This window comes from Agriterribacter sp. (assembly GCF_035444585.1).
Classification (GTDB): Bacteria; Bacteroidota; Bacteroidia; order Chitinophagales; family Chitinophagaceae; genus Agriterribacter.
Map to the genome: position 1 here is coordinate 1 of NZ_DAOMOZ010000148.1, position 12,410 is coordinate 12,410.

Genomic DNA, 12,410 nt, shown 5'->3' on the forward strand with positions numbered 1-12,410 from the left:
CCGCGGGAGTTGTAATAGAAGCTTTGCACCATGAACATGATATTTTTAAAATGGGCGGACTTAAAAATAACATGCGTACCGTGTTCCTTACTTTCCTTGCCGGCGCTGCATCGCTGGCAGCCCTGCCGTTGATAACTGCCGGCTTCTTCAGCAAGGATGCAATATTATGGTATGCATGGAGCGCTTCAACCGGCAATCCTTTTTTATGGATACTGGCAATAGCCGGTGCATTTATTACGGCTTTTTACAGTGCCAGGTTAATGCTTGTTGTTTTTTGGGGCGAAAGAAAGACGCCTGTTGGAGCGCATCCCGGCAAACGGATGACGGTGCCGCTCATTGTTTTGGCCATCGCTTCGGTTGTAGCCGGTTTCATAGAATGGCCCCACAACCTTGTGCACCTCACATTGTTTTCGGACCAGGTACAGAAAGTATTGCCCGCGGTTGTTTTAAAACAAAATCTTCCTTCCGAATTTATTTTCCAGGGCATAGCGGCGCTGGTAACATTTGCCGGACTATACACGGGTTATATTTTATACTATGGCAACAAAGGGATACCCGAAGGCTGGCGGCAATCAGCAGCACTGCTGGCAGTCAGGAATTTTTTGCTCCGCGGATGGGGCTTTGATGATTTGTACCATGCATGGTTTGTACAGCCTTTTCTCTTTATTACCCGCATCAATAAAAAAGATGTATTTGACCGCCTGTATAATGGTATCGCACAGGTTAATATTTATATGAACCGCCTGTTGTCGCTCACGCAGAACGGCTCATTGCGCTGGTATATTGCGGGTGTGCTGCTCGGTATATTATTCATTATAAGCATGCAACTACTATGATACTGGTATGGCTGATAGCGATATTGCTCATTGGAGGCGCATTGTGCTGGCTGCTGGCGCAGTGGAACAGATTGCTTCCAAAATGGATTGCCTTATGCGCTGCTGTTGTGGGGCTTGTACTTACCGCGTGGCTTTGTTTGCAATATAAAAACGCGACAGGCACCCGCAGCGAATGGTTCATCAATTACCGGCTTGACTGGATCCCTTCTTTCGGCATCGGCTTTCATTTGGCCTTAGACGGGTTAAGCCTGGTGCTGCTTTTGTTAACTTTTTTCCTGGGCATTTTGGCGGTGCTCTGCTCCTGGAATGAGATCAAAGAAAAGCACGGTTTTTATTTTTTTAACCTGCTATGGACCCTCGCCGGCATTTGCGGTGTGTTTGTAGCGATGGATCTTTTTCTCTTTTATTTTTTCTGGGAGGTAATGCTGGTGCCCATGTATTTTTTGATCTCGATATGGGGCGATACCAACCGGCGCTATGCATCCTATAAGTTTTTTCTCTTCACCCAGGCGGGCGGCTTGCTGATGCTGCTGTCTATACTGGCTTTGTATTTCATTCATGCGCAACAAACCGGTATATATTCATTCGATTATTTTGATCTTCTCCGTACTTCACCGGGAGCATCCGCTGCAAAATGGATCATGACTGGGTTCCTGATTGCCTTTATGGTTAAACTGCCCGTTGTGCCCCTGCATAACTGGCTGCCCGACGCACACAGCGAAGCTCCAACGGCAGGGAGCCTGATCCTTGCGGGATTGCTATTAAAAACGGGAGCTTATGGCATTATCCGTTTTGTACTCACATTATTTCCCCAGCAGGCACAGGCATTGGCGTGGTGGGCCATGCTGCTGGGCGCTATTGGTATTTTATATGGCGCCTTCCTCGCTTTTGCCCAAACCGACCTGAAACGGCTGATCGCCTACACATCAGTAAGCCATATGGGTTTTGTGCTGCTGGGCATTTTTGCTTTTAATGAAACAGCCATGCAGGGTGTGGTCATGCAAATACTTACGCACGGCATAAGCACCGGCGCTCTGTTTATAATGGCGGGCATGCTCAAAGAAAGATTGCACACCAGGGATATCAACCGGATGGGTGGTTTGTGGACGGCTATGCCCTTTATGGGTGGCGCGGCAATGGTGTTTACCATGGCTTCTCTGGGCTTACCCATGCTGGGCAATTTTATTGCCGAGTTCCTGATCCTTATTGGTGCGTTCCCTGCCAGTGCCTTACTAACGGTGCTGGCTACACTTGGATTGATATTTTCGGCATGCTATTCACTGCGGATGATGCAAAAGGTTTTTTTGGGTCCTGCTACAACAACTGTGCCGCTCAAAGATATGAATGTGCGGGAATGGGTGATGATGTCGGCATTGACCATCAGTATTATTGTATTGGGACTGTTTCCGCAGCCTGTTATAGATATGGTGAAAGGAGTAGTGAAGGGATTGGTTGATTAGTTGATTGTTTATACTGGCGCCTGATAAATTTGTGCAATACTCAGTAATGAACAGAAAGCACAAGGGTGCAACGCCCGTCCGAACGCCCGCCTGACCAGATTCGGGCAGGGAGTTCATCCGGGCGGGCAACGGAAGAGTAATAGTAACACTGTGGCCCGGCTCATAAAAAAACAGTGCACATTTTTATGACGTATAGTTAACTGAGTAGTTACCGGATGATCGGATGACGGGTTTTGTTTGCTGATAGCTGACCGCTAACAGCCGACCGCTGATAGCCGATAGCCAAAACCAATATTATTCATTGTTTATTGCTGAAGTATGAATGAACTTCAATTTGAAGCGCTTCTTCCTTTTATAGTGCTGGCAGCAGCTTCTATGGCGGTTATATTGCTCATTGCATTCCGGATGAGCCACACTGTTATACAGGTAGCGTCATTTTTTATGGCATGCCTGGTGATCTTTGCCATGTGGTACGTAAAAGATACGCTGCCGCAAACCGTTCCGCCCTTGTTTGTGGTAGACGGCTTTGGGGCGTTGTTCACGGGCATGATCATTTTTTCCATGATGGCAGTAGGCTTGTTTTCCTATATTTATTTTGAGGAGCGGGAAGAAAACCCGAAAGAATACTATATACTGCTGTTCCTTGCCACCCTGGGCGCCGCAGTGCTTACCATCAGCACCCATTTTATTTCGCTGTTCATAGGGCTTGAAGTGCTGAGCGTGAGTTTATACGCCCTGATCGCCTACCTGCGCAACCGCAACAATGCTGTGGAGTCGGGTATGAAATACCTGGTACTGGCAGCCGTGTCTTCCGCGTTTCTTTTGTTTGGCATGGCACTTATATACATGGAAACCGGGAGCATGGAATTTGAACGCATCGCGCTAAGCATAAAAGCGTCCTCTTCATCGGTGCTGTTCACCATGGGCTTCGGGATCATGCTGGTGGCTATTGGCTTTAAGCTGGCATTGGTGCCGTTCCATTTATGGGCGGCCGATGTATACCAGGGCGCCCCTTCTCCGGTAACAGCCTTCATTGCCACGGTGTCAAAAATTGGTGTGTTTGCCGTATTGCTGCGCTTTGCGCTGTCGGTAAACCTGCAGCAGTACCCGCTAATGATCAGTATCTTTTCTGTTATTGCCATGGCATCCATGATAGTGGGGAACCTGCTGGCATTGCGGCAGCAAAATATCAAGCGCCTGATGGGGTATTCATCCATTGCGCATTTTGGCTACCTGCTGGTGGCCTTCCTGCCGGGCAATGCAGCCGGGGTGGAGGCCGCTTCTTTTTACCTGCTCGCTTATTCCATTACTTTGTTGGCCGTGTTTGGCGTTATTTCTGTATTATCTACCCGCATGAAAGATGCGGAGGACCTGGTTGTTTACAGGGGACTCTTTTACAAACAACCCGTATTAACGGCTGTATTGACCATTTGCTTTCTTTCGCTTGCAGGCATCCCGCTTACTGCCGGGTTCATTGCTAAATTTTTTATACTGGCATCCGGTGTTCAGCAAAATTTATGGCTTCCTGTTCTGGTGCTGGTCATTACCAGTGTTATCGGTTTGTATTACTACCTGCGCGTTATCAGCACCCTGTTTGGCGCATCGTCGCCAGCCGGCAGCACAGCGAAACCACTGTACTCCTTCTTCTATATTTCTACCTATATTGCCCTGGTGGTAATGATGCTGCTCTTATGCTGGCTCGGCATCTTTCCGGGCAGTGCAGTAGACGGTATCCGGCAATTTTTGCTCATCCGGTAATGAATCACTACTCACCATTCACAACTCACCCCTCACCACTTTTTTCACAAGGTCATATTCATAGCCTTTTTGCAAGAGATAATCCTGTAATTTTCTTTTTTTTATAAAAATATTTTTTTCTCCCTTCAGTTGCTCCCATTTCCTGGTGCTCAACCGTTGCAGTGTTTTGCGGTAATCGGCTTCATCAATTTGTACCAGGGCTTTTTTTATACAATAGCTGCTCACCTGCTTTTCCCTGAGCGCCTGCTCTATTTTCTTTTTGCCCCATTGCTTTATCCTGAACTTACCTCCTGCAAACTGTATGGCGAACCGTTCTTCGTTCAGGTAACCTTCTTCTATTAGCTGCGAAAGCAGCAGCTCTGCCTCGTTTTTGTACAGGCCCAAATCATACAATTTGCCCATAACTTCCTTATGGCTCCGCTCCTGGTAAGCGCAGTAGTGCTTTATTTTTGCTAAAGCCTGTTCCTGGGAAATTTTGCCGCTCGGGATCATATCATTGAATACGGCAACCTTTGGCCGGAGCGGAAAGTTAGTGGATTAGTGGTTGATATTGTTTGAAAAAATAAGGGTAGTTTTATCGGCTTAATTCTATATTTGCCATAATCCTAATTTTAAGCGATTTATGAAGTTTATTGTTTCCTCATCCGCATTGCTGAAACAACTGCAGCATATCAGTGGTGTTATCAGCGCCAACACCGTGTTACCCATACTGGAAGATTTTTTGTTTGAAATAGACAAGAACAAGCTCACTGCGGTGGCTACCGACCTGGAAACGGTAATGAAGATCCATCTTGAAATTGAAGCCCGCGACAGCGGACGCATATGCATCCCGGCAAAAATACTGATAGATTCATTAAAGAATCTTCCGGATCAGCCGCTTACTTTTACGATTGACAAGAATTTTGGAGTGGAAATTACAAGCGACAACGGCAAGTATAAGGTAATGGGCGAAAACCCCGATAATTTTCCCAAAGAACCGGCGGCAAAAGATACCAACATGTTCACCATGCGTTCTTCCGCCCTGGTAACCGCTATCAATAAAACGCTTTTCGCTGTAAGCAATGACGACCTCCGCCCTGCAATGACAGGTGTGTTTTTTGAGCTCGACCCCAAAGGCATTACGTTTGTAGCCACCGACGCACACCGGTTGGTACGTTATCGCAAAACGGACGTGAGCTGCCCTCAGAAAGATGCTTTTATTGTTCCCAAAAAACCATTGAACCTTTTAAAAAGCGCGCTTCCCGATAATAACGATGAGCTGAAAGTATCCTATAACAACAATCATCTTTTTATTGATCATGGCACCACCGAGCTGGTTTGCCGCCTCATTGATGCCCGCTTTCCGGATTATAAAGTGGTGATCCCCGCAGAAAATCCGTATAAAATGACCGTCAGCCGTTCCGATTTTCAGAATGCACTCCGGCGGGTGAGCGTGTTCAGCAACAAAAGCACCAACCAGGTGGCGCTCAGCATCACAGGTGCGGAACTGCAATTGACCGGCCAGGATATTGATTTTAGCTTTGAGGGGAATGAAAGAATGAACTGCCGTTATGAGGGAGAAGACATACAGATCGCTTTTAATGCTAAATTTTTAATAGAGCTCCTTAATGCCACAGATAGCAATGAAGTAGTGATGGAACTGTCAACACCTACAAAAGCCGGCATTTTAACTCCTGTAGAAAAAGAGGAGGAGGAGGAACTGCTGATGCTGGCCATGCCCCTGATGCTGAATCAATAGCATTTTAACTTTACGGCTTATGAACTTCATTACGGTGAGAAGTTTTGATAATTATATTGACGCCAATATAATGCTCGGGAAATTGCAAAATGAAGGCATAACCTGTTTTTTGCGTGATGAATATACCGTAACCGTTGACCCCATATTAACCAATGCCGTTGGTGGAATTAAGCTAACCGTTCCTGAAGCCGATGTTCAGAGAGCCGTTCATTTACTGGAGCTGTTCGACAAGGAAAAAAGAAAGAAGCTCGAATGTCCCAATTGCCATTCACATAATGTAGAATACATCAGTAACCCGCAAAGATCGGGCAACTGGCTGAGCGCTGTCATTGGCTTCCTTTTCGGGAATTATGCCGTAAGCATTAAAAAAGTGTATCACTGCTTTGCATGCGGCTTCGAGTTTGATGAGCTGCCCGATACTTCTTCTCCTGCCTTTTCTCATAACTGACCCCAAAAAAAATCTTCGTAACTTTTCTGTACAATTTGCTGTATGAACGATTTTCTTCAATACTGGGAACATATACCCAGCGCTCACCGGGTGCTGATATTGATGGGAGGAATGATCGTGTTTTGGCTGATCGAAGGCTATTACCCTTTGTTCAGCTTTTCGTTTAAAAGATACCGTCATGCCGGCGTGAACCTCGTTTTTTTAGCCTGCACACTGGTGCTTAATATTATTTTTGGCTATACTACCATTAAAGTATGCACCTGGGTAGCGACCCATGAGTTCGGGCTGTTGTATGTATTGGATATGCCGGTATGGATAAAAATACCGGTTGCGCTTTTATTCCTCGACTTCTTCGGGCAGTATGCCCCGCATTACCTGATGCATAAGATCAAGTGGATGTGGAAATTTCACATGGTGCATCATAGCGATACCAAGGTAGATGTAACCACAGGTACACGGCATCATCCGGGCGAATGGCTGTTCCGGGAAAGTTTTACAGTTATAGGAGTGCTGGTGCTGGGCGTTCCTGTTGGCTATTATTTCCTGTACCGCAGCGTATCTGGTTTCTTTACCCATTTTACCCATGCCAATATAAGAGTACCGCTGTGGCTGGATAAACCTTTTAGCTGGGTATTTATCACGCCAAACGTACACAAGGTTCACCACCATTTCGAGCGGCCTTTTACCGATACCAATTTCGCCAATATCTTTTCGCTGTGGGACAGGCTGTTTGGCACATTTGCTTATGAAGATCCCCGGAACCTCAAATATGGATTAGATGTACTCGAAGGCAGCGATGATGAAAATATCGGCTATCAGTTCAGGATACCATTTGACAAAACCATAAAGACGGATTACTGATGATCGTCCTATCTTTGAAAAAAAATTGCTCATGAAGATCGTTGCCATGATCCCTGCCCGGTATGCCGCTTCCCGCTTCCCGGGTAAGCTGATGAAAATGCTGGGCGATAAAAGTGTTATACGGCACACCCATGATAATACAGTGTCCACAGGCCTGTTTGATGAAGTATGGGTGATAACAGACAGCGATATTATTTATGATGAAATTAAAATGCACGGCGGTAATGCGCTCATGAGCGTAAAAGAACACGAATGCGGAAGCGACCGTATTGCGGAAGCCGCTGCACAAATGGATGTTGACATTATTGTAAACGTGCAGGGAGATACCCCATTTGTTAAACGCAAGCCCTTGCAGCAGCTCATTGAACTGTTTAATGACAAAACGGTAGAAGTGGCTTCAATGATGCGGCCGCTTGCGGAAAAAGAGCTGATCGAAAATCCCAACATTGTAAAAGTGGTTACCGATCTTAATATGAACTCCCTCCTGTTCAGCAGGAATGTTATTCCTTATCCGCGCAACGAATCCATTGCTATTGTACATTATGAGCATATAGGCATATATGCTTTTACGAAACAGGCATTGCTCAAATTCACAAAATGGCCGGTTACCCCACTCGAAGATGCAGAGAAAATTGAATGCCTGCGGTTCCTCGAATACGGCATACCCCTGCGCATGACCATTGTAGATTATAAAGGCGTTGGCATTGACACGCCGGAAGACCTCAAAAGAGCCGTGAAGCTATTATAATTCCTACAAGGTTTTTGGTTGTGGATAACAGTGCCAAGTCAGGTAAATTGCGCCGTATGTTATCGTGAAAAGTGAGACGATAAAGCCCGCCCGGCTGAACACCCTGCCCGAATCTGGTCAGGCGTTCGGACGGGGGGAAAGGATCCCCACCATTCACTCATTCACCATTCACTCAACATGATTCCATATTTTTGCAGGCACGGGTGAACTGCCGGTATATGAACATGCCGGCTGCTCTTTTTCTAAAATAAAAACCATGAACTGGATAATATTAATCATTGCGGGTTTGTTTGAAATTGGCTTTGCGTCATGCCTGGGCAAGGCAAAAGAATCAACCGGAAGCACAGCTCATGTATGGTACGCCGGTTTTTTCGTATGTCTTGCCATCAGTATGTATTTGCTGGTTAAAGCCACGCAAACATTGCCTATAGGCACAGCTTATGCCGTATGGACAGGTATTGGCGCTGTAGGAACGGCTTTGGTGGGCATTTTTGTATTTAAGGACCCGGCTGATTTTTGGCGCGTTTTCTTTATTACCACACTTATCGGTTCCATCATCGGGTTAAAAGCCGTTTCGCATTAACTTCAGTTTTTGTACCAGTTGTTCAATATGCGTTTTATAACCGGAGAGAAATGGCTGGAACGCAGTAAAAAGAAAAGGGAACTGCTTTGCTTCCTGAAGGCTCTGCCGTAAAGAAAATGATGCTTCGGTGCCGGCATAAAAAATTTCGTTCCGGTGAAGCCATTGCGCAAGGTATTCCTGTTCGGGCTGACCGGGTGTGGGCACCAGTATTGCTTTCTGTTCTAATTGTACCAGGTCCATAACCGAAGTATACCCACTGCGGCAGATCACCCATTCCGACTGGCAAATGGCTGTATTAAGCGCATCGGATGAAAGAAAATCAACCACTTCTGCCCCGGTTGCAGCGTTTAAAGCAGGAATGCCATCTATCAGTCCCCGCACCAGTAACACTTTTCCATCGTAGGTTTTCAGCTCTTTTAAAAGCAGTTGTTCAAATATTGTACGCCGTGGTTCGGGTCCCGACAATACGATCAGCAGATCGTATTTTTTATCTGCTTCCTTTTTTTGAAATCTCGACAGGGCGCCTATATATTTTGCATTCGGAGGCGATACAGAAGGACGCGACAGCTTGCCGGCCAAATTCTGCTGTCCTTTAAAATCGGGGACCCAGCATTCATCAAAGTTCCTGATGTACCTGTAGTTGATCCTTTGAAGCAATTTATCGGCCAGCTTTCCCATCCCTGTTAAAATACCCAACTGGTGGGTAATGAAAACAGATAACGCTTTCTTCGAAGAAAGCCCGTAACGGTTATCGCTTATGATCACATCAAAATGATGATCATCCATTGCTTTTTTTAACCAGTTGTGCTCCTGCTTTATGGAAGCTGCTATTTTAGGGATCTGCCGGATCATCGTCCATTTGAAATTACTTTTTGTGTTATGATAAAAAACATCATATCCTTTCAAAGGCAGAAAAGGCAGTTGGGGGAACTGCTCACGAAGAAGCTGTAAGCTGCTTCCACCGGCTGCCAGCCATACAAAACAACCCTGCCTAACCAGTTCATTTATAAGGGGAATGCAACGCGTGGCGTGCCCGAGTCCCCAGTCTAAAGGCGCCACTAATATTTTGGGGAAATGTATACCGGGTTTCAAATTATAATAAGTATTATTGTTAATGCTTTTAAAAAGCGGTTTGCTATAACAATAATTTAAAGGTAATTTAGTTTAAATTTACGCTACAGCAATCCGGAAAATAATGAAGAAAAGGAGCTATAAGATTTTTTTAGTGTTGTTTCTGCTGATAGCAGTTATGACCGCAGGCTGCGGTGTTTTTAAAGGCGGGCAAAAAGGTTGTGGCTGTCCCAGTAAAAAGGGAATGGTAGGTTACTGACAAAGAGTACATTATCCCATAATTGAAATCCCATAAGTATGAAAACATCCAATCGAGATTTGCTTGTATTACTTAGAGACGAAGCGATGGACAACCAGGCGATAGAGCATGAGGTGGAGCTGCTAAATGAAATGCTTTTTCATGTAGAATCTACTGATACCTTTTGCAGGGCAAATGAAATCGTTGACATGAACAAATATAAAGTGCTTAACGACCAGAAATGTTTGGTGCAGTTGATGTACCAGAATGAATTGAAACCCTTTATATTTCTTTGCAATAAGAACTGACAGCGGGCTACACTGTATTGCTCCGGTTTGCATGGTAATGCCCGCTTGCGGAGCCGCTTGTTTTCCGTTTAATTTTCTCATATCAGTTAATCCTGCCTGATCATTTATTTTCCTTCCATCTTATTACAATAATCAAGGGAACCCAATCTTACACGAAGCGGGATTTTTGTTACTTTTTCTATCTGAGATTCTTTTCTGCAAAAAAAGCCAAGGCAGGCACTATAATAGTTTGCAGGCAATTGTGCCGGTATTGCTGTACCGGCACGCTGCAGATGAAGTATACCGCGAATCATCTTTATGCTGTCCCGGTACAACGGATGCTGCTGAACTCCGTGATTGCCGTACCCGGTATAAAGGTTGCAGGTGACAGCCTGCCGTTTTAATGTGCTGCCGGCAACGCTATGTGTTTGTGCCCGGCTTTCATCAATGAACAGGCAAAACAATAAAAAGTGCGCCGAAACAAGCCAAAACAGCCGTGTCATCTTCATGTGCTTCACATGATAAAGGTATGAGATATTGTTTAACCGCCCGGTTGCTTAAAAAACATATTTATTAGCCTTCCAGTGGGCTGTAACAATATTGCTATTGCTTCGACAGATATATTTGCAGGTACAACAGAGGCTTGGCTACGAATCATATACAAGAACAGTTCCTGGAGCTCATAAAGGAAAACAATGGCATCATCCATAAGGTATGTCACCTGTATTGTCATGCGCTCCACGACAGGCAGGATCTTTTCCAGGAGATCTTATTGCAGCTCTGGAAGGCTTTTCCAAAGTTCAGGAATGAATCAAAGGTCAGTACATGGATGTACCGCATTGCACTAAATACCGCTATCTCAGATTTTCGCAAACAGCAACGAAGGATTTGTACAGTTAATGATGCATTACCTGAAAGCACGGATCTGTATGAGCCTGGTCCTGCTGAGCAAAAAGAAAGGCTGGCGGCATTCCTGGAAGCAGTTAACCGCTTGTCGGATATTGAAAAAGCCATAGTAATATTATATCTCGAAGAAAAAAATTACCGGGAAATGGAGGAAATACTTGGAATTGGCCAGGCAGGTCTTCGGGTTAAAATGAGCCGTATCAAAGAAAAGCTGCGCAGGCATGTTGGTGGGGTATAAATAACCCGGTTTATTGTATACATCAATTAAATAATCCATGGAGTTAGAAACCTTAAAAGAAGTATGGAAAGAGGCGGCAAATAAAAAGGAGATCATCGTTAGCGGAAGGGAGGAGGTGTCGGAAGTACCGGACGTTCGTTCCCGGGGCCTCGTTTCGCGAATGAGGAGAAATCTTTTTTATGAGTTGATTATTGTTTTAGGCGCTGTTGCGGCAATCGCCGCGTTTTACTTTATTTCATTTGGCGGTGCGCTGAAAGAAGTAAGCTGGGCCTATATTTTACTTGCTGTTTCTTTTGTAGTTTACTATTATAAAAAAAATAAATTACTTAAAGACATGGAATGCACTGCATGCAGGGTAAAATCCAACCTCCGGCTTCAACTGCTAACGCTGGAAAAATATGTACGGCTTTACCTGATCGCCGGCACGGCTATGGCCCCGGTGGTAATGCTTTTCTTCTATATTCTTTTTTATTATAAACACATTGTTCTTTTTCCTGCTGTGCATGCCAGAGACGGAGAGATGGGATTTACTTTGTTATATCTGCTCTTTACCAGTACTTTTACTATAATTTTTTATTTTCTGAACAGGTGGTATGTAAACCGCCTGTATGGCAGGCATATACAGAAATTGAAAAGCCTGCTGCAGGAAATGGAAGAATAATTTTATTACCCGTATAAAAGAATGGAATGGTGGCGCAAAAACTTTCTGTTTTATTTACTGCTCTTTTTGTTCAGCATTTTTATGTTCCCGCAGTTACTGCTCAAACAGACGGAAACAATACCCTGCTGTGGGAGATTTCGGGAAATGGCATCAGCGGCGCATCTTACTTGTATGGTACCATGCACATGATCTGCGCCGATGATTTTGCAATAAGTGAACAGTTAAAAGAAAAATTTAAAGCTTCGCAAAAAGTTTATCTCGAAGTAGATATGGATGATCCTGCCATGAACATGAAAATGATGCAGCTTTCCATGTTGCAGGGAAAAAAGCTCAGTGATATTTTTAGCGACAGTGACTATCACAAACTGAACATTTTTTTCAGGGATACCATCGGCATGCCGCTTACCCTGCTCAATACAATGAAGCCCTTCATATTGTTCAGCATCCTTACGCAAAAAACCCTTCCCTGTTCCGAACAGGAATCGTATGAGCTTACGTTTATCGAAATGGCCAAAGCACAGAACAAAGATGTATTGGGACTGGAGACCATTGAAGAGCAGATGAAAATATTTGACGA

At 44.8% G+C, this 12,410-nt stretch carries 15 protein-coding genes; 12 read left to right on the forward strand and 3 right to left on the reverse strand.

Going from position 1 to position 12,410, the window contains the following annotated elements; all coding sequences use genetic code 11:
- The 3 genes from PLH26_RS14990 to PLH26_RS15000 form a co-directional block, all read left to right on the forward strand.
- Positions 1-836 (forward strand): proton-conducting transporter transmembrane domain-containing protein (locus PLH26_RS14990; protein WP_324586842.1); only part of this gene is annotated, 836 nt, incomplete at its 5' end.
- Positions 833-2,296 (forward strand): complex I subunit 4 family protein, encoded by a 1,464-nt coding sequence (locus PLH26_RS14995; RefSeq protein WP_324586843.1) that lies wholly within the window; start codon positions 833-835, stop codon positions 2,294-2,296. The genes PLH26_RS14990 and PLH26_RS14995, both read left to right, overlap by 4 nt.
- Positions 2,297-2,614: 318 nt before the next feature.
- The gene (locus PLH26_RS15000) at positions 2,615-4,054 is read left to right on the forward strand and encodes an NADH-quinone oxidoreductase subunit N (protein WP_324586844.1); all 1,440 of its coding nucleotides are present in this window, start codon (positions 2,615-2,617) and stop codon (positions 4,052-4,054) included.
- 18 nt (positions 4,055-4,072) lie between these two features.
- On the opposite strand, the gene PLH26_RS15005 is transcribed toward PLH26_RS15000, so the two are convergent.
- Complete coding sequence (locus tag PLH26_RS15005; RefSeq protein WP_324586845.1) at positions 4,073-4,546, reverse strand: regulatory protein RecX; 474 nt, start codon at positions 4,544-4,546, stop codon at positions 4,073-4,075.
- Positions 4,547-4,676: 130 nt separating this feature from the next.
- On the opposite strand from PLH26_RS15005, the gene dnaN reads away from it, so the two are divergent.
- From dnaN to PLH26_RS15030, 5 genes are all read left to right on the forward strand, one after another.
- A complete protein-coding gene (gene dnaN, locus PLH26_RS15010) occupies positions 4,677-5,792 on the forward strand; it encodes a DNA polymerase III subunit beta (protein ID WP_324586846.1) in 1,116 nt (371 codons plus the stop codon).
- 19 nt (positions 5,793-5,811) lie between these two features.
- The gene (locus PLH26_RS15015) at positions 5,812-6,240 is read left to right on the forward strand and encodes a putative signal transducing protein (RefSeq protein WP_324586847.1); all 429 of its coding nucleotides are present in this window, start codon (positions 5,812-5,814) and stop codon (positions 6,238-6,240) included.
- Positions 6,241-6,282: 42 nt separating this feature from the next.
- On the forward strand, positions 6,283-7,101 hold the full coding sequence (locus PLH26_RS15020; RefSeq protein ID WP_324586848.1) for a sterol desaturase family protein: 819 nt from the start codon (positions 6,283-6,285) through the stop codon (positions 7,099-7,101).
- 31 nt (positions 7,102-7,132) lie between these two features.
- Positions 7,133-7,849 carry a 3-deoxy-manno-octulosonate cytidylyltransferase gene (kdsB, locus tag PLH26_RS15025; protein WP_324586849.1) on the forward strand — a complete coding sequence of 239 codons (717 nt, stop codon included), beginning with the start codon at positions 7,133-7,135 and terminating at the stop codon, positions 7,847-7,849.
- A 256-nt stretch (positions 7,850-8,105) separates the two neighbouring features.
- Positions 8,106-8,432, forward strand: a complete 327-nt coding sequence (locus PLH26_RS15030; protein WP_324586850.1) for a DMT family transporter — start codon at positions 8,106-8,108, stop codon at positions 8,430-8,432.
- Here the strand turns inward: PLH26_RS15030 and PLH26_RS15035 are convergent.
- On the reverse strand, positions 8,412-9,524 hold the full coding sequence (locus PLH26_RS15035) for a glycosyltransferase (protein WP_324586851.1): 1,113 nt from the start codon (positions 9,522-9,524) through the stop codon (positions 8,412-8,414). The two genes, PLH26_RS15030 and PLH26_RS15035, sit on opposite strands and share 21 nt — an antisense overlap.
- 276 nt (positions 9,525-9,800) lie before the next feature.
- Between PLH26_RS15035 and PLH26_RS15040 the strand changes: the two genes are divergently transcribed.
- Positions 9,801-10,049: a hypothetical protein gene (locus PLH26_RS15040; protein WP_324586852.1), complete on the forward strand. Its 249-nt coding sequence runs from the start codon at positions 9,801-9,803 to the stop codon at positions 10,047-10,049.
- Positions 10,050-10,153: 104 nt separating this feature from the next.
- Here PLH26_RS15040 and PLH26_RS15045 read toward each other — a convergent pair whose 3' ends face one another.
- Positions 10,154-10,531 (reverse strand): hypothetical protein, encoded by a 378-nt coding sequence (locus PLH26_RS15045; protein WP_324586853.1) that lies wholly within the window; start codon positions 10,529-10,531, stop codon positions 10,154-10,156.
- 140 nt (positions 10,532-10,671) lie between these two features.
- Here PLH26_RS15045 and PLH26_RS15050 point away from each other — a divergent pair, with 140 nt between their 5' ends.
- The 3 genes from PLH26_RS15050 to PLH26_RS15060 form a co-directional block, all read left to right on the forward strand.
- The gene (locus PLH26_RS15050; RefSeq protein ID WP_324586854.1) at positions 10,672-11,172 is read left to right on the forward strand and encodes an RNA polymerase sigma factor; all 501 of its coding nucleotides are present in this window, start codon (positions 10,672-10,674) and stop codon (positions 11,170-11,172) included.
- Positions 11,173-11,209: 37 nt separating this feature from the next.
- Complete coding sequence (locus PLH26_RS15055; RefSeq protein ID WP_324586855.1) at positions 11,210-11,833, forward strand: hypothetical protein; 624 nt, start codon at positions 11,210-11,212, stop codon at positions 11,831-11,833.
- Positions 11,834-11,859: 26 nt separating this feature from the next.
- Positions 11,860-12,410 (forward strand): TraB/GumN family protein (locus PLH26_RS15060; RefSeq protein WP_324586856.1); only part of this gene is annotated, 551 nt, incomplete at its 3' end.